Raw genomic sequence first — 17,600 nt, forward strand, 5'->3', positions numbered from 1 at the left:
GTTTGGACAGATTTGCCCATCCAACGCAAGACGCCCACACAAGTCACCTGCGCACACTGTCAAAGATCAATCACTTGCGATCCGTTCTTCAGATCGCCCCGAAGCATTTCGTCCCGGGTGAGCCGCTTAATATACATCCCTTTCGCTTTCCGTCAACACCCAATTTTTGGGAAGTTGCTTCGAGGGGGAACCTTCAACGGACGGCTTCTCGTCGAAGGGGTCGAAATAATAGCGCCTCCCCATCTCCCTGGGAAGGGGGCAACGAGCATTTGATGACGATTGAATGACTGACGCCCTCTGACCCGCTCTCTTCGCGGACTCGCCACTCAAGTCCTGCAGGCGAACAGCGCCAGCAATCTGCACTTATTGGCTAAAAAGCCTATCCGCTCAATCCGGCCTTTTTGGCGGAAGCGGCGCGGGGCGACCCGGATTCGACTCGCAAGAGATGTCGGGCCGGCCTGATGGCTCGTGGCTGGGCACCAGGCCCACGCGATAGGGAATCAAGGCTTCGGGACGCAGCTTATCCAGCGCGTCCCAGTCATCTTCGAAGGGAATGAATTGCTGCATGGCCGTTCCTCGGGGCAGGATTCGCACGAGGATCATTCCAACAGGGGAAACGGCCGGCGCGCTGGCGAAATCGGGCGATTTGCAGGCAGCGCGCGGCGAATCAGTCGATTTCGATCATCTCGAAGTCATCTTTGGTCGCACCGCAATCCGGGCACGTCCAGGCGTCGGGCACGTCGCTCCAGCGCGTTCCAGGCTCGATGCCTTCCTCGGGCAAACCCAAGGCCTCGTCATAGATGAAACCGCAGACTACGCACATCCACTTGCGCAGAGTGGTGTCGGTGGACGTTTGATTCATGAATGCATCGCCATAGCCAGTGAATGGGGCATTCTCTCAACTCCTTTGCCGCGGCGAAAGCGGGCATCGGAAAGCACCGAAGAGGGCATCGCAGACGCCCGAAGCGGGTAGCGGACGATGGCGTCACGCCGGACAATGACGCGATCACGCACCCGGCCAACACATTCCGACGGCCTGCGGCGCGCCCGCCCAACTTGTGAACTTCCCCGATCGAGCCCTCATGACGAATCACGAACTCTTCCAACGCGCCCTGAAACTGATGCCCGGCGGCGTGAATTCTCCGGTACGGGCATTCAAGTCCGTCGGCGGAGAGCCTTTCTTCACCGCACGCGCCGATGGCGCTTATTTGTGGGACGTGGAAGGAAAGCGCTATATCGACTACGTCGGATCGTGGGGCCCGATGATCGTCGGGCACAACCATCCCCACGTGCGCGAAGCGGTTGAACGCGCCGTGCTAAATGGCTTGTCGTTCGGCACGCCCTGCCCCGCCGAGGTCACCATGGCCGAGACGATCGTACGGCTCATCCCGTCGGTCGACGTGGTGCGCATGGTGAATTCCGGCACGGAAGCAACCATGTCCGCCATCCGCCTGGCGCGCGGCGCCACCGGGCGCAGCAAGATCGTGAAGTTCGAAGGCTGTTATCACGGCCACGGCGACAGCTTTCTGGTGAAAGCCGGCTCGGGAGCCCTGACCTTTGGCGTCCCTACTTCCCCAGGCGTCCCCAAGGCCAGCGCCGATCTCACGCTGACCCTGCCCTATAACGACCTCGCGGCTGCACAGGCCCTGTTCGCCGATCAGGGCGCAGATATCGCCGCGCTGATTATCGAGCCGGTAGCCGGCAATATGAATTGCATTCCCCCGCAGGACGGCTATCTGCAAGGCCTGCGGGATTTGTGCACGCGCCATGGCGCCTTGCTGATTTTCGACGAGGTCATGACGGGCTTCCGGGTGGCCCTGGGCGGCGCCCAAGCGTATTACGGCATCACGCCGGACCTCACCACGTTCGGCAAAATCATCGGCGGCGGCATGCCGGTCGGAGCCTACGGCGGGCGCCGCGACCTGATGGAGCAAATCGCCCCTGCCGGCCCGATTTACCAGGCCGGCACCTTGAGCGGAAATCCGGTCGCGATGGCGGCGGGCCTGGCCATGCTGGAACTGATCCAGGCACCCGGTTTCCACGACGCGCTGGCAGCCCGGACGCGCCTGCTCACTGACGGGCTGCAAGCCGTGGCCGATGGCGAGGGCATTCCTTTCAGCACCAACCGGGTGGGAAGCATGTTCGGGCTGTTCTTTACACGGGAAAAAGTGAGCAGCTACGCGCAGGCCACCGCTGCCGATGCAGCGATGTTCAACCGCTTCTTCCACGGAATGCTCGAACGCGGCGTCTACCTGGCCCCCAGCGCCTTTGAGGCCGGATTCCTTTCCTCGGCACATAGCGACGAAGACATCGCAGCGACGCTGGATGCCGCCCGCGCAGCGATGCGGATAGCACGCGCCGGCTGATTGGCGCGATGAACGGTGCGCCACGCCGGGCCTACCGGTTGGCGCGCTCGCTGCGCGGAACGTAGACGAACGCCGCCCGGCAACGCACCACTTCCCTCAAGTATCAATCACCAGGATCCGGTGCTGGACATCGACACCCAGGGTTCGCGCGGAGGAAGGCGCCCCTCCTGCAACAGTTCGATGGAAATGAGGTCCGGCGAGCGCACGAAGGCCATGTGCCCGTCCCGTGGCGGGCGGCTGATGATGTAGCCCATCGACTGCAAATGCTCACACGTGGCGTAGATGTCCTGCACACGGAAAGCCAGGTGCCCGAAATTACGCGCCGAGCCATAGTCTTCTTCGGAGCCCCAGTTGTGGGTCAGCTCCACCTCCACATCGGGATTCTCGGGAGCGGCCAGATAGACCAGGGTGAATTTGCCTTCGGGTACGTCCGTCCTTCTCACCTGTTGCAGGCCAAGCCCTTCGCAATAGAAGCGCAACGACGCGTCGAGATCGCGTACACGCACCATGCTGTGCAAAAACTTCATCGTGGTCTTCCTGTCGGTGATCTTCAATCGCCGCGATTATCGCGCAGCAAACGCGCTCAACGCGTGTTGCAAACGTGACAGGCCGCTATCCACTTCATCATCCGTAATGTTCAGCGACGGAACGAGACGCAGCACGTCCGGCCCCGCCTGAAGCAGCAGCAATCCGCGTGACGCAGCCTCGTCCAGTATCTCACCGGCCTTGCCGCGATACGGCTCCGACAACACGGCGCCCAACATCAGTCCGCGCCCGCGCACTTCGGAAAACAGACCTGATTCCGCGCCCAGCGAAGACAGTGCATCGCGCAATCTCGCAGACTGACGTTTTACGTTGTTCAACAATTCCGCCGATGCCAGTTTGCGCAGGGCGACACGCGCCACCGCCGCCGCCATCGGGTTGCCGCCAAAAGTGGTGCCATGCGCACCGAACTGCATGACCTCGGCCACTCTCGGGCCGGCGAGCATCGCACCGATCGGAAATCCGCAACCCAGCGCCTTCGCCAAGGTCACGATGTCCGGCGTTACATCATCCTGCACGTGGGCGAACAGCGTGCCGGTGCGCCCCATGCCGCACTGGATTTCGTCCAGCACCAGCAAGGCTTCATGCTGGTCGCACAATTCGCGCACTCGTTTCAGAAAGCCCGGCGCAGCCGGCAAGACACCGCCCTCGCCCTGTACCGGCTCGACCATGACGGCCGCGACGTCGCCAGCGGCAAAAGCCTGCTCGAGCGCCTGCGCGTCGTTGAAATCCAAATAGCGGAACCCCGCTGGCAGCGGCTCGTAGCCTTCCTGGTATTTCGGTTGCGCCGTCGCAGTGACGGTGGCCAGGGTGCGCCCGTGGAAAGAGCCGCGAAACGTGATGATGACGCGTCGCTCCGCGGACCGGCCTTGCGAAGCCGCCCATTTGCGCACGAGCTTGATCGCCGCTTCGTTGGCTTCCGCCCCCGAATTGCACAGAAATACACGCTCGGCGAAGCCCGAAGCCGCCACCAATTCCTGCGCAAGACGCAGCGGCGGCTCGGTATAGAACACGTTACTGCTGTGCCAAAGCTTGCCGGCCTGCTCGGCGAGCGCCGCGAGCAGATCCGGATCCTGATGGCCAAGCGCATTGACGGCAATGCCTGCGCCGAAGTCGACATAGTCGCGACCTTCGGTATCCCACACGCGCGCGCCCTTGCCGTGATCAAGCACCAGTTCGCGCGGCCTGTATACCGGCAGCCAATAGCGTTTGCCCAGATCAACGAGAGACGGCACGGAAGACTCCTGTACGGGATGCATAAAGAGGTTCGGCGCAGCCGCAATGGCCATGCCACGGGGAAAAGTTTGGGGTGTCCTGCATCCTAGCCAGCGTGCCCCGCCGACGCCAGCCTAGGGAACCATACGGTCGCGTTGTGCACCTGGACGCGATCTGTATCACTTGCGTTACAGCCGACCCAAACCGCACCACGGCGCCATCCACGACGACGCCCGGCCGGCGCGGGCTGTAACAGCTTGTTACAGCGGCCCCGCCTTGCCTGCACGCAGCATTTACGGCAAACCGCGGTTTTCCTGGGTTTTGTTCGACTGGCACGGTGTTTGCCATCTCCTGATCAAGGACTCACGGGGGAGGCTTCGCCCATGGACAGCAAGCGCCGGCTCATCGGCCAGGCATGCCGTTGCACGTCATTCGTCGCGGCAATCACGATCAGCCTGATACCCGCCGCATCATTCGCGGACGGCTCGCACGTTGCGCAGAAAGCAGGCCCTGGCGACATCGTGCTGATCCGCAACGTCGCAGCTCGCCCCGCCGACCGCAATCCGACCGCGCCCGGGTTGGCCCTGATGGTCAACACCTCGCCCAATCCTCAACTCAACAGTGCGATCAACGGCGATGGCGGGCTGGGCGAGATGACCGATTCGGAAATCGCCGGCCTGACCAGCAACGCTGGCGCCAGCGCGGGAAGCTCAAACCAGAACAACGTGCAGCACGCATTGACGTCGGCATTGGGTGTCAACAGCGGCGGCAGCACGGGCACGGCAAACAACGGCGTAAGCAATCTGGTGAGCGGCGCTTCCGGTGCCGCGGGCGCAGTCACCGACAACACCCGCAACATCGGCGACCAGATCACCAACGCCATGTCGCAAATGCCGATGCTCGGCGCAAGTCACTGAGGCTCGGTCCATGAAGCGCGCTCATCATCGTCTAGCCACGTGCATCGCAGCCTCGCTGGCAGCCGCGATCTGTGCGAGCGCCTGGGGGCAATCCACCTCCACGCCCGCCGACAGCTACGCCGCCATGCTGAGCTATCTGGACAATGACACGATCGGCAGCAATGCGCTGGAAGGCACGCAAGGCGTCAGCTCCGTCAACGAAGCTGCCGGCAATGGCAACGTGCAAGGCAACCTGCACGCCTTTGCAAGCGCGCCCCAGGCCCAGGCCACGATTCAGGCGCAACAGCGCGCACAGAGCAGCAATCCGGGCGCAGCGCTTTACGCCAGCGCAACGATTTCCAGCCATGCCTACGACAACGGTCGGGGCATTGCTTCCATCAATCAGGTCAGCGGCAACGGCAACACCCAGTTGAACGGGGTAGCGGCCGAACTGACCAAGCAAGGCATACGCGAGGCGACGGATGGCACTTTGTCGGCCGCCGTCTCCGCGTCGGCAGGGGCGCAAACATCGTCGAATCCACGTGCACAGGCCGTCGGTACACGGAACGTGGGAGTCGATCCGACCGCAATGGAAGGATTCAGCGGTGTGATGCAACTCAACCAGGTCGCAGGATCCGGCAACGCATCAGACAACCTTTTGTTGTTATCTGCACCGCTTTCCTCGCGCTAATCACCCGCAACATCCAGTCAAGAGAGAAGACATCATGAATGCAAATCTGAGAAGGACTTTGATTGCTCTGGCTATCTCTAGCGTATTCGCCGGCCCGATGGCTTACGCGAAGCATCATCACGCCCAGCCGGATACCGGCACCGCGGCTGCCAGCAACCAGCAATCGACCGAGCACGACAAGGTGATCAACAAGTCGGGCGTGCAGAACACCAGCACCATCGGCTCGAACGCCGGCCAGTCCGCCAGCGGCAATCTTGGCGTCAACGTTGCTTCGGGCGACAACAACGCGCAGTCCAACGTGGCCGCCATCGCCAGCGAAGACGACACGACCAAGACCGACGACGTCGCCTTCCTCGGCAGCGACCAGCGCAACCGCCACAATTTCACCTTGAACGACAAGACGCAAAACACCGCGAAGGTGAGCAGCGGCGACTTCAATAGCGACAGCGGCAACGTGGGCGTCAACGTGGCATCGGGCGACGGCAACCAGCAGTCGAACACCATGTCCATGGCATCGAGCAACTCTTCCGATACCGATCTGAGCTTTGCCTTTGCAGGCGCCGGCCAGTCGGTCAGCCACGATCGCACGATCAACATCGGCAACACCAACAAGGCCAGCATCGGCGATGCGTTCAACGGCGATAGCGGCAATATCGGCGCGAACGTAGCCGCTGGCGACAACAACCAGCAGCTGAACGCCTTGTCGGCTTCGGTCGCCCCGGGCACGGCGTACGCCATGGCTGCCGCTTCGGTCGATCAGCGCTCGCACGGCAACACCACGGTGAATGATCCAGCTTATTCGTGGTGCGACACGATCGCCACCACCAATACCGCGAGCATCGCTGCAGGTGCGCTCAGCAACGACAACGGCAACATCGGCATCGACGTGGCCTCGGGCACCGGCAACATGCAGGCCAACATCATGTCGCTCGGCGCGGCCAACAGCAACGGCAAACCGTAGGGCGGTCTTGTCGACGAATGAGTTCGCCGTCGCAAGACGGCAACGTGGGCGGTAACCCGGCGACATGCCGCCGGGCACCAAGTGGAAGCCCCCTGCCCGTCCCCTGCGGGCAGGGGGTCTTCCCTTCGCAAGGACGGGGGGAGAAGCAACGTGCGATCTGCCGGATTTAATATCATCGGCTTGCTGGGTCTTGCTGCCTGCGTAGGCACCAATGCCCATGCCGGCGACGTGAGCTTCGCCGGTGTGCTGCCCAACGGCGCGCAGTACGTGACTCACGTCAACAGCATGCAGGAAATGCATTTCGCCAACATCGTGCGCCAGCACACCGACTACAGCTGCGGCGCCGCGGCATTGGCGACGATCCTGCGCTACGCGTATCACCTGGACGTCGACGAGAAAGTCGTCATCGACGGCATGCTCGGCGTCGCCGACCCGGCCATAGTCCGCCAGCGCGGCTTTTCCATGCTCGATATCAAGCACTACGTCGAATTGCTCGGCCTTCGCGGGCACGGCTATCGCGTGGACATTTCGCGCCTTCGCACACTGCGCGTACCCGCCTTGGTATTGATGAGCGTGCACGGTTACAGCCATTTCGTCGTACTCAAGCAGGTCCACGACGAACAGGTGGAGCTTGCCGACCCCATTCTCGGCAATCGCACGGTGCCGCTCGGCGATTTCATGAAGGCCTGGCCTTCGCGCGTTCTTTTCGTAGTGATCGGAAGCGACTTCGATCGCAACACCGTGCTGCTGCAGCCGGTCGACAAACCCAGTGCGAGGAAACTTTTCGCACGCCAGGGAAGCGGGGCCATTACCGATGCCGAGTTGCTGGATTTCGGCTTCACCCACGCTGACCTGAATACGTTTTGAGGAATCGGGCCATGTATAGGCGCTCTTTGATTTTTGCCGCACTCGCGTTGGCTCTAGGATGCCGATGCTCTCTCGCACTTGCCAGCAATGACGAAAACGGCCACCCAGGTTCCGGCATTCACGACGTCACCGATGAAGAACTGTCCACCATGCGCGGCCGCTTCACCGTCGGCGACAATACCGTCGTCTGGTTTGGCGTGGAGATGATCTCCACGTTTCAAACCAGCAATGGTCAGACCGTCCAGGGCGCGATGACTCTCGGCATGGATTTCAGCAAGAATCCCGGCTCGCCGCAGGTTACCTTTGTACCAACCGTGACCATCACGACCAGGAATGCTCCGCTCCCCGACACATCGGGATCTTCACCCCAGGTCAGCCGCAGCGTGCAAAGCGGCGGCATCGCAAATGTCGGCGGACTGGTACAAAGCACACAGGTAGCGGGCGACAACAATGCAGTGGCCAACGTCACCCGGCTGAACATTCAAAGCGGCGGCAGTGCACCGGCCGCCTCCACGACCGGCAACGACACCGCGACGGTCAGCACGACGAGCAGCCAGCCATCGAGCGCCAGCGTCAGCATCAGCGGGCCCATGGCAAGCACCAGCTCATCCACCAATGCCATCGCGCCCGAGAACACTGGCGGCGCGACGGCGTCAAACGGTTTGGCTTCGGTTGCGACGACGAACACGGGAATCGGCATTCCCACCGGCCGCACGGCGACCGTCGGCGACGCTTCGGCATCTTCCACTTATTCGAACGGCGATGCGGAAGTTGTCACCTCGGTCGCCGGTCAGGGTTCGGCGACGCAGTGGATCCACACCGGCAGCCTGGGACAGACGATCGCGCTCACTACCGACAATGCCGTGGTCACCAATCAGATGATCGTAAGTCTCGTTACTCAACAGCTGAGCTCCACTGCGCAGCTCGCGCACACGCTGACGCAGTCGCTCGGCTTGTCTCACCTCAACGGCCACTGAGCGTACGCCCTAGCCCAGCGCACGCTCTCATGCAGGGGATACCATCATGCGCAAGACACTCTTGGCCACCGCGATGGCATGCAGCTGCGTTTGCGGCTTCGCGAGCTTCGATGCGTCCGGACAGGATGCCCAGCCTGCACCGAACCAGGCGGCAAACACAAAAAACCAGGAGGACGTGGAAGAGCTCGTTCGCCAATTGCAGATGCTGAAGGTGAATTACGCGCAGGAAGTAAGGCGCCTGCGTGTGCTTGACGCCGAGGTACAGGCCCTGCAGTCGCGGATCACCGGCAAGGTGAGCGGGACACCCCTCCCCGCGGAACCGGCGCCTGGTTCGGAAACGGCAAGCACGACGACGAGCAACGGAAGCGGCGCTTCGGTGGAAAGCAGTCAGGCCGCATCGACCACGCAAGCGGCGCAAGCGAGCACATCCACCCAGAGCCGTAGCGTGCAGGATGCGCTCGAACAGCAGCAGAATGCTTATTTCAGCCGCAAATTCACCCTCGAGGACGACCTGACCTACAACCACTACGATCGCGCCGAGTTGACACTCAACGGCTTTCTCGCGCTGAACTCCATCTTCCTCGGCAATATTGCGATCGATCGCGTCACTTCCGATTCGTTGACCAACGACCTGATCGGTCGCTACGCCGTCACACCCCGTTTCAGCCTGAACCTGGACGTACCCTACGTGGGTCGCAATACGGACTACCAGCAAGGCGGTGCAGGCGGTTCCGCGGCGACGCTCGATGAAGCAAGCTCGACCGGCAAGGGCCTGGGCGACGTCAATCTCTCCGTCAACTACAAGATTTTGACTGAAACCGCCAACCGTCCCGACACCGTACTTACCCTCGGCATCACCGCACCCACCGGGCAGGCGCCTTACGGCATCAAGTGGGTCAACGTGGCAGCCAGTTCACAGTACGAGGAATTTGCCGTTCCCACGAAACAGCCCACGGGCAACGGTGTGTGGCAGGCGACGTTTGCTTCGTCATTCGTCAAGACCATGGACCCTGCGATCGTTTTCGGCAATTTCGGCTACATCCATTCCTTCACGCGCAGCTTCAACGACATCAATACGGATCCGCAGGAAGTCACGCCCGGCAGCGTCAAACTCGCCGACGTGTTTTACTTCGGCGCAGGCATCGCATTTGCCTTCAATGATCGCTCAAGCCTGAGCCTGTCTTTCAGCGATCGCATCAACGGTAAGGATTCGTTGCGCGACACCGGCGGCCCGTGGACCAAGATCATCGGCAGCCAAGCCAATGCGGCCACCCTGAATCTCGGCTTCACCTATGCATTGAGCCCGCACACGACGTTCGTGACCATCCTGGGCATGGGCATGACGCCCGACGCACCGAATTTCACGCTGACCTTCAAGATCCCTTACATGTTCTGAGTCACGAAGGCCTCAGGCTTGGAAACGGCGAGCGGCGCCCGCGGGCGCCGCCTACGCTTTCAGTGGATATCTTCCAGCACTAACTGGTGCTTTTTGCAGAGCCTGTAGATGGTGACGCGCGAAACCTTCAAGCGTCGGGCACATTCGCTGATGTTGAAGCGCGTTTCGCGCAGGCAGGCCAGTACGGCATCGCGCTCGGCCGAAGTGCGGGTGAGCCCAAGGCTGGAATGGGCAGTGCGGCTGGAAACCACATCTTGCAGATCCAGATCCGCAACGCTGATCTGTGCCCCTTCCGCCACCACGGCGGCGCGCTGAACACGGTTCAACAATTCGCGCACGTTTCCGGGCCAGGTGAAGTCGCGCAGTGCCTTGCGCGCCAGGGCGCTGAAGGTACGTGCATGACAATCGTGCTGCTTGCGAAACGCGTCCAGGAACAACTGCGCCAATTGCAGCACATCATCGGCACGCTCGCGCAATGCGGGCATGCGCAAGCGCAGCACGTTGAGCCGGTAATACAGGTCTTCGCGGAACCGCCCCTGAGCGACGGCCTTTTCCAGGTCAACGTGAGTCGCCGCCAGCACGCGCACGTCCAGCTTGATCGATTGCGTGGAGCCGACGCGCTCCAGCGTGCCTTCCTGCAGCAGGCGCAGCAGGCTGATCTGCGCGTCCGGAGGCAGATCGCCCACTTCGTCCAGAAACACCGTGCCGCCCGCTGCCGCCTCGAAATGACCGATGCGCCGGGCATTGGCACCGGTAAACGAGCCGCGCTCGTGGCCAAACAATTCCGACTGCACCAGATTCGCAGGCAATGCCCCACAGTTGATCGCCGCGAAGGGATGGTCCCGTCGCGGCGATAATTTGTGCAAGGCTCGTGCTGCCACTTCTTTACCGGTGCCGGTTTCGCCGGTAATCAACACCGGCAGATCGACGGGAGCGTATTTGCGCAGGCTGGCCACCACGGCCATCATCGCGGAACTGGAACCGGTAATGCCGGGCACGTCGCTGTAGACAATCGGAGCGGGCGCATCACCAGCCAGGCTGCCGAGTGTCTCGATCAGGCGCTGCATGTCGATCGGCGCAGTGAAGAAGTCGATGCTCGCGCTCAGCACGCGTTCCACTTCCGGAGTCTGCACCACCGTTTCGGCCGACAGCAGTGCCAGCCAGGGAAGCCTCGGGTGATCGGCCATCAAGCGCGCCATTTGCGCCAGCGTATCGTCATCGGCCTTGCGCAAGTCCGCCATCGCGACGACGACGTCGCCGCGCCGGATGCCCACGCCGCTTCCTTGTGCATTCGCATCGGCTACGCGCGTATGCCAGCCAGCTTGCGCCAAGCGCGTTCTTTCAACAGCGGCCGGCTCCCCAAACCAAACCACACATCGGATCGACGTGTCGCTAGTCATCGCAACGCCTCCCTCCAGGATCGCTGGTCTGTCGCCCTGCTCTTCCTGGACAGGTTCTAGCCCCAACCCCTAAACCAGCCCGCGCCCAAACACGTGACGCAGTTCGCGGAATATACAACGAGCATCCGCCGCGTGACCACTTTGTGATCAGGCGTGCAGAGATCCCCCCTGTACCCAGCCTGGGATCGTGGGAGTTGGTATGGAATCCTACGCCGGTAATGACGGCGGCGTGATGACAGGTGCCGTCGAATTAATGAACCAATTAGTTCAAGAATAGATCCGGGAGCAAGGGCGTCCCTGGCTGGTAGGCGTAGCGATCGAAATCGCGGACACCCGCTTCGCACAGCACGTCTTCGTCGATGGCGAATCTTCCGGTGCATTGGCGCGCCGGCTGGATCAGTAGTGCGTGAGCCGCATCGGCAACGATATCCGGGCGGCGGCATTGCTCGGGCTTGACCCCATCGATCATCGCGATCGCCGCCGTAGCGATCACCGTACGCGGCCACAGCGCATTGACCGCAATGCCCATTGGTGCGAATTCGGCGCTCATGCCCAGTACGCACAGGCTCATGCCGTACTTGGCAATGGTGTAGGCGGTATGCGGCGCAAACCATTTCGGATCGAGGTTCGGCGGCGGCGCCAGCATGAGCACGTGCGGGTTGGCGGCCTTCTTCAAATGCGGGAGGCAGGCCTGGGTCACCATGAAGGTGCCGCGCGTATTGACCTGGTGCATCAGGTCGTAACGTTTCATGGGCGTGCTTTCGGTACCCGCCAGCCAGATCGCGCTGGCATTGTTCACCAGGATATCGATGCCGCCGAAGCGCTCCACCGCCTGCGCGACGGCCGCGTGCACCTCGGCTTCTTCGCGAATATCCAGCTTCAGCGCAAGCGCCTTGCCGCCGGCGGCCTCCACCTCGGCTGCCGCCGTATGAATGGTGCCGGGCAGCTTGGGATTGGGCACGCTGCTTTTTGCGGCAATGACTACGTTGGCGCCATCGCGCGCGGCGCGCGTGGCGATAGCCAGGCCGATGCCGCGCGAGGCTCCGGTAATGAAGAGTGTCTTGCCTGCCAGCGTGTTCACGTGACTCTTCCTCGTTCAGGCTTTCTGGAAACGCGGCAGGATATCGCGTAACACGCCCAGCCGCTGGATCGGATCGGTCATTTCCAGCAATTGTTGCTGCTCATCCCGGGCCAGCGGCAGCAATTCGGCAAGGCGAAATCCCACCCAACCGGCATCGTCATAAGCGCTGCGCGGCGCCTTTTGCCAGTGCGGCCCCATGGTCTCGATCAGGCGCTCCAGAATCGTTTGCAGCAGGGCAAATTCGACCGGTACCTGCTGCACCTCCTCTTCCGGCCAAAGCTCCACCTCGCCGCGCAGCAATCCGTCGGCGCGTACACGCGTAGATTGCACGCGGAAGCGCTCGCCGCCCTCGGTGGCAATGCCGAGCAGCCCATCCTCGCGATGACTGAAATCGGTAATCCGTGCCAGGGTTCCCACAGCCGCGGGACGCGCCGGCGTCCCCACCTCGTGCCCGTCGAGAATCAGGCAGACGCCGAAAGCCGAGCCGGAACGGGTGCATTCGCGCACCAGGTCCAGATAGCGCGGCTCAAAGATGCGCAATTGCAATTGCCCGCCCGGATAAAGGACCGTGCCGAGCGGAAACAGGGGTACTTCGATGAAAGGGAGCCGGGCAGCCATGACAGCATGATAAAGGCAAGGCGGATGAAGTTTGCCCGTCACTGGACGGCTGACACCGATACGCGGCAGAGTGGATCGGTTCGCACGAGGATCATGCACGGATGTCTGCTTCCCACCTGGTCACTGAACCGCTCGGCACGATGCCGGCCCTGGATGCCGCGACCCAACCCGTATTGCAGGTGCGCGGGCTGGAAAAGTCCTTCAAGAAGCGCCAGGTGCTGCGGGCGCTGGACTGGTCGGTGCCGGCGGGCCGCGTGATCGGCCTGCTGGGCCGCAACGGCGCCGGAAAGACCACCTTGCTGCGCTGCCTGCTTGGGCTTTCGCCGATCGATGGCGGCAGCATCGATCTCTTCGGCCAGCCCATGATCGAACCGGGCGGCGAACGCATGCACCGTATCGGCTTCGTGCCGCAGACGTTCGACCTGTTCCCATGGATGAAGGTGGGCGCGTATCTCGATTTCACCGCAGCGTTCTACGCACGCTGGAATACCGGGCTGGCCGCTCGCCTGCTTGCCGACTGGGAACTGGATGCCAAGCAAAAAATTGGCGAGCTGTCGCAAGGGCAACGCCAGAAGCTGGCGATCGTGCGCGCCATCGCCCCCGATCCAGACCTGCTGGTGCTGGACGAACCGGTGGCCAGCCTCGATCCGCAGGCGCGCCGCGCCTTCATGGCGGAGTTGCTGGCATTGATGCGCGCGCCCGGCAAAACCGTGATTTTTTCCACGCACATCACCGCCGATCTGGAACGCGCTGATGCGGACATTGCCCTGCTTCGCGATGGCAGCATTCAATTCACGCGTCCACTGGCCGATCTGCGCGAACGCTTCAAACGCGTGGTACTTCACCGGGCCGGCGGCTGGCCGCATCCGCCGGTGCTGGCCGGTGCATTGAAAACCCACGTGCAGGACGAACAAGCGGTGTTGCTGGTGGAGGATCCCGTCATGGACAGCCTGCACGCACTCGCGGCGCGTGAAAATGCCGGCCTGCGTATCGAAACACCCACGCTGGAAGACCTGTTCGTGGAGCTCGCGTGAAAGCCTGGTGGCAACTGTGGCTGCAATCGCTTCGGCGCATGCCGGTGCTCATAGCGATTGCGGTGGCTCTGTGGGCCGCAACGTTGTATTTCGCACTGCCCTGGCTGCGCGGAGAAGCAGGCACCGGCACGTTGGCTGCCGCTTTTTTTTGCATCGCATCCTGGAGCTGGCACGTGGCCCAGGGCTTCACCCTGCGCAGCATCTGCATGCCGGAGAGCTTCATGCTTCCGCAGTTTCGTCGCCGATTGCTGGAATACGCGGCGATCGATGCATCGTTCTGGATACTGCTGCCGATCATCGTGGTGTATCTGCGTGGATTGCCGCACGCGCCCTTGATCGCCTGCGGTCTGCTGCTGGTACCGGTATTGGGTGTGATCATGGGCGGCAATCCACGCGCAAACACATTCATCTGGCCGCTGTTCATCGTGCTCGGCTGGGCGCCCACGTACTTCACCCGGCTGGTGCAAGTCGCTCTGCAGTCCGCACTTACCCCTTTGCTCATCTTGACGCTCATTGCACTGCTGCTCGCATTCGGCATCGCCCCGTTGCTGCGCATCGAGGACCGCCAGGCGGACACCTCGCCGCTGGAAAGCACTGGACTAGGCCGCAACGCGATGCGCAGCGCTCCAGGTGAGCCGCAACGAACTGGCGCCATTGGCAGACGCATCAACGCGCTGTATGACTCCACCTCGCAACGTGCCATGCATCGAGCCTTGATCGGCTATCGGCGCAACGCCAACCTTACGCACCGGATGGTGCTGGTACGCCGATTGCTGCTGCCACACGACAATCCTGAAGCGATTGCGCTGCGCGTCGCGCTGGTGGCGTCATTCGCTTGCTTCTACTTTCTCGCCGTAATGCATCGCCCGCATTTTGAGCCCGCCGTGATCGGTGCCTACGCGATCATGCTCAGCGTTTCGCGATTCCCACAGTTGAATCTCGGCATGACGCGCATGCGCCCGAACATGGCCGACCTGTATCTCACGCTGGCGCCCGAAACTCGTGCGGAGTACCAGAAAACCGTCTCCGATGCCTTGCTGGTGCTGGTGCCGATCAGCATGCTCACTGCGCTGGTCTACACGTCATTGGGCGCCGTGCTGGTGCGCGCAACGGATCCGTGGCAGATGCTGTTCGTGGCCGCCATCGTGTCGGCGGCGGCCAGCCTCGCCGCGCTCGCACTTCACCTGATCGGGCCGGAAGGCAGAACCGGACGCGCAATCGTCAATGTCTCGGTGCTGCTTGGCGTGATGGCGGTGTACTGGGGCGGCTATTGGCTGGTCGGCATCGCGGGTTATCTGATCGGCGGCGCCGTGCTGGCCCTCGTCACGCTCAGCTTTGGCGGCGGCGTGTGGTTCGCGGCGCAACGCGAGTACCAGCAGCTTGCGCCCCGTTTCGATGCACCGATCGGCTAGTCGCTCAACGCCGCTACGAAGCGGCGCGGCGCGTTTTCGAAACCGCCGTTGGACATGAAGATCACGTGGTCGCCTGCGCGCGTCTGTTGCTTGAGCGCCGCGAGCATGGCATCGACGGTCGGCGCCGTGCTTGCGCGTCCTTGCAAGGCATCGGTGACGCGCTTGGCATCCCACGGCAGCTCGGGACGATGCAGGAACACCACGCCGTCGGCATCGGCCAGCGAAGGAGCCAAGCCATCGGCATGCGCGCCAAGGCGCATGGAATTGGAGCGAGGTTCCAAGGCGACCAGGATGCGCGCGCCGCCCACGTTGGCGCGCAGTCCGGCGAGCGTGGTGGCGATGGCGGTGGGATGGTGCGCGAAATCGTCGTAAACGCGTACGCCGCCCACTTCGCCAACCAGTTCCATGCGACGCTTTACGCTTTGGAATGTGGAAAAGGCCGGCAACAGCGCGCGAGGATCGGCGCCGGCCGCCGCGGCTGCCGCCAACGCCGCAAGGGCGTTCATCATGCTGTGGTCGCCCAGTAACGACCAGCGTACTTCGCCAATCCGTTCGCCGCGATGATGCACGGCGAAGACCGAGCCATCCGCCGCGACCGGCGTGGCCTGCCAATCGCCCTTGCCGACGCCGAACGTTTCCACCGGCGTCCAGCATCCCATCGCCAGCACTTCGGCCAGATAGGCATCGTGCGCATTGACGATCAACCGGCCATTGCCCGGGACGGTGCGGACCAGGTGATGGAACTGGCGCTGGATGGCGGCAACGTCGGGAAAGATATCCGCGTGGTCGTATTCCAGGTTGTTGAGAATGGCGATGAGCGGACGGTAGTGCACGAACTTCGACCGTTTGTCGAAAAACGCGCTGTCGTACTCATCGGCCTCGATCACAAAATGCCGACCCTGGCCAAGCCGGGCGGAAATGCCGAAGTTGCCGGGCACGCCACCGATCAGGAAGCCGGGCGCCAACCCGGCACTCTCCAGCAGATGGGCCAGCAGGCTGGTCGTGGTGGTTTTGCCGTGGGTACCTGCCACGGCCAGCACATCGCGCTCGACCAGCAGGCGCTCCCCCAGCCATTGCGGACCCGATACGTAGCGCAGGCGCTGGTCGAGCACGTACTCGACTACAGCGTTGCCGCGCGTCATCGCATTGCCGACCACCACCAGATCCGGTGCCGGCTGAAGGTGCTCGGCGCGGTATCCCTGCATCAATCCGATGCCGAGTGCTTCCAATTGGGTGCTCATCGGCGGATAGACGTTGGCGTCGGAGCCTTCGACCGTTTCACCAAGTTCGCGCGCCAAGGCAGCGACGCCGCCCATGAAGGTGCCGCAAATGCCGAGAATGTGCAGACGCATGAATAACCCGTGCGAAATAACGTGGCGCGATGACCCGCGCAAAGCAAACGGGCCGCCCGCTGGCGGCCCGGGGTATTCAGCCGCTGGCGGCGGCCGTTTCGTTGGAGAGTGCGCGCTTGACGCGTGCCGTCACGTCGTCCAGCTCGCCCACGCCGTCAACCACCTGCAGCTTGCCGCGACGTGCAAAGAAGTCGGCGACCGGGGCGGTCTGTTCCGCGTACACCTTGAGGCGATCGCGCACCACCACCGGGTCGTCGTCCTTGCGGTGCTCGGCGGCGAAGCGGATTTCACAGCGCTTGATAATGACTTCGCTGGGCACTTCCAGCTTCACTACGGCATCCAGCGGCTGGCCGATCTTGGTCAACAGATGATCCAGCGCATCGGCCTGTGCCAGGTTGCGCGGGTAACCATCCAGGATGAAGCCGCCTTTGGCATCGGCTTCGGCGAAGCGTTCTTCCAACATGCCCAGCAGGAGGTCGTCGGATACCAGCTGGCCAGCGTCCATCACTGCCTTTGCTTTCAAGCCAAGCGGAGTACCGGCCTTGACCGCGGCGCGCAGCATGTCGCCGGTCGAGATGTGCGGCACACCGAGTTCGGCCTTCAGCCGGGCGGCCTGAGTACCCTTGCCCGAACCGGGCGCACCAAGGAGGACAAGTCGCATAAAACTCCACAAGATCCGCGTTCTGCCGCACACTGCGACAGCTCCACGGATTTCTAGATGAATATGGATCAAGGTAGCGTCTGCGGGGGGTGCCGTCAAACCGCCGCGCGTCCTAATTTCGGCCAAGTAC

At 62.6% G+C, this 17,600-nt stretch carries 18 protein-coding genes; 9 read left to right on the plus strand and 9 right to left on the minus strand.

What is annotated here, in order from left to right:
* Positions 1-387: 387 nt before the first annotated feature.
* On the minus strand, positions 388-567 hold the full coding sequence (locus tag ISS99_RS05940) for a hypothetical protein (RefSeq protein ID WP_204630686.1): 180 nt from the start codon (positions 565-567) through the stop codon (positions 388-390).
* Positions 568-667: 100 nt separating this feature from the next.
* Positions 668-862, minus strand: a complete 195-nt coding sequence (locus ISS99_RS05945) for a rubredoxin (RefSeq protein WP_204630687.1) — start codon at positions 860-862, stop codon at positions 668-670.
* Positions 863-1,082: 220 nt separating this feature from the next.
* Here ISS99_RS05945 and hemL point away from each other — a divergent pair, with 220 nt between their 5' ends.
* A complete protein-coding gene (gene hemL / locus ISS99_RS05950) occupies positions 1,083-2,366 on the plus strand; it encodes a glutamate-1-semialdehyde 2,1-aminomutase (RefSeq protein WP_204630688.1) in 1,284 nt (427 codons plus the stop codon).
* 107 nt (positions 2,367-2,473) lie between these two features.
* Here the strand turns inward: hemL and ISS99_RS05955 are convergent, their stop codons facing one another.
* A complete protein-coding gene (locus ISS99_RS05955) occupies positions 2,474-2,893 on the minus strand; it encodes a lactoylglutathione lyase (RefSeq protein ID WP_204630690.1) in 420 nt (139 codons plus the stop codon).
* Between the two features lie 36 nt (positions 2,894-2,929).
* A complete protein-coding gene (locus tag ISS99_RS05960) occupies positions 2,930-4,168 on the minus strand; it encodes an acetylornithine transaminase (RefSeq protein WP_204630691.1) in 1,239 nt (412 codons plus the stop codon).
* Between the two features lie 339 nt (positions 4,169-4,507).
* Here ISS99_RS05960 and ISS99_RS05965 point away from each other — a divergent pair, with 339 nt between their 5' ends.
* The 6 genes from ISS99_RS05965 (at position 4,508) to ISS99_RS05990 (ending at position 9,912) form a co-directional block, all read left to right on the plus strand.
* On the plus strand, positions 4,508-5,041 hold the full coding sequence (locus ISS99_RS05965) for a hypothetical protein (RefSeq protein ID WP_204630693.1): 534 nt from the start codon (positions 4,508-4,510) through the stop codon (positions 5,039-5,041).
* Positions 5,042-5,051: 10 nt separating this feature from the next.
* Entirely contained in the window at positions 5,052-5,711 is a 660-nt protein-coding gene (locus ISS99_RS05970; RefSeq protein WP_239537742.1) for a hypothetical protein, read from the plus strand.
* A 34-nt stretch (positions 5,712-5,745) separates the two neighbouring features.
* Positions 5,746-6,672, plus strand: a complete 927-nt coding sequence (locus ISS99_RS05975; protein WP_204630694.1) for a serine-rich family protein — start codon at positions 5,746-5,748, stop codon at positions 6,670-6,672.
* 150 nt (positions 6,673-6,822) lie between these two features.
* Positions 6,823-7,539: a C39 family peptidase gene (locus ISS99_RS05980; RefSeq protein WP_425490434.1), complete on the plus strand. Its 717-nt coding sequence runs from the start codon at positions 6,823-6,825 to the stop codon at positions 7,537-7,539.
* Between the two features lie 11 nt (positions 7,540-7,550).
* Entirely contained in the window at positions 7,551-8,516 is a 966-nt protein-coding gene (locus ISS99_RS05985) for a hypothetical protein (RefSeq protein WP_204630696.1), read from the plus strand.
* A gap of 46 nt (positions 8,517-8,562) precedes the next feature.
* On the plus strand, positions 8,563-9,912 hold the full coding sequence (locus ISS99_RS05990; RefSeq protein WP_204630698.1) for a transporter family protein: 1,350 nt from the start codon (positions 8,563-8,565) through the stop codon (positions 9,910-9,912).
* A gap of 59 nt (positions 9,913-9,971) precedes the next feature.
* Here the strand turns inward: ISS99_RS05990 and ISS99_RS05995 are convergent, their stop codons facing one another.
* From ISS99_RS05995 to ISS99_RS06005, 3 genes are all read right to left on the minus strand, one after another.
* Positions 9,972-11,312, minus strand: coding sequence for a sigma-54 dependent transcriptional regulator (locus ISS99_RS05995; RefSeq protein WP_204630699.1), 1,341 nt, complete (start codon positions 11,310-11,312; stop codon positions 9,972-9,974).
* A gap of 262 nt (positions 11,313-11,574) precedes the next feature.
* Entirely contained in the window at positions 11,575-12,393 is an 819-nt protein-coding gene (locus tag ISS99_RS06000) for an SDR family oxidoreductase (protein ID WP_204630700.1), read from the minus strand.
* Positions 12,394-12,408: 15 nt separating this feature from the next.
* On the minus strand, positions 12,409-13,011 hold the full coding sequence (locus tag ISS99_RS06005) for an LON peptidase substrate-binding domain-containing protein (protein WP_204630701.1): 603 nt from the start codon (positions 13,009-13,011) through the stop codon (positions 12,409-12,411).
* Between the two features lie 101 nt (positions 13,012-13,112).
* On the opposite strand from ISS99_RS06005, the gene ISS99_RS06010 reads away from it, so the two are divergent.
* Both ISS99_RS06010 and ISS99_RS06015 read left to right on the plus strand, forming a co-directional pair.
* On the plus strand, positions 13,113-14,045 hold the full coding sequence (locus ISS99_RS06010) for an ABC transporter ATP-binding protein (RefSeq protein ID WP_204630702.1): 933 nt from the start codon (positions 13,113-13,115) through the stop codon (positions 14,043-14,045).
* Positions 14,042-15,457 carry a hypothetical protein gene (locus tag ISS99_RS06015; protein WP_204630704.1) on the plus strand — a complete coding sequence of 472 codons (1,416 nt, stop codon included), beginning with the start codon at positions 14,042-14,044 and terminating at the stop codon, positions 15,455-15,457. Before ISS99_RS06010 ends, ISS99_RS06015 begins: the two co-directional genes overlap by 4 nt.
* On the opposite strand, the gene mpl is transcribed toward ISS99_RS06015, so the two are convergent.
* Together mpl and ISS99_RS06025 are read right to left on the minus strand one after the other, a co-directional pair.
* A complete protein-coding gene (mpl, locus tag ISS99_RS06020) occupies positions 15,454-16,809 on the minus strand; it encodes a UDP-N-acetylmuramate:L-alanyl-gamma-D-glutamyl-meso-diaminopimelate ligase (RefSeq protein ID WP_204630705.1) in 1,356 nt (451 codons plus the stop codon). The two genes, ISS99_RS06015 and mpl, sit on opposite strands and share 4 nt — an antisense overlap.
* A gap of 76 nt (positions 16,810-16,885) precedes the next feature.
* Positions 16,886-17,470, minus strand: coding sequence for an adenylate kinase (locus tag ISS99_RS06025; protein WP_204630706.1), 585 nt, complete (start codon positions 17,468-17,470; stop codon positions 16,886-16,888).
* Positions 17,471-17,600: the final 130 nt, after the last annotated feature.

This window comes from Dyella mobilis (genome assembly GCF_016904945.1).
GTDB classification, from domain to species: domain Bacteria; phylum Pseudomonadota; class Gammaproteobacteria; order Xanthomonadales; family Rhodanobacteraceae; genus Dyella_B; species Dyella_B mobilis.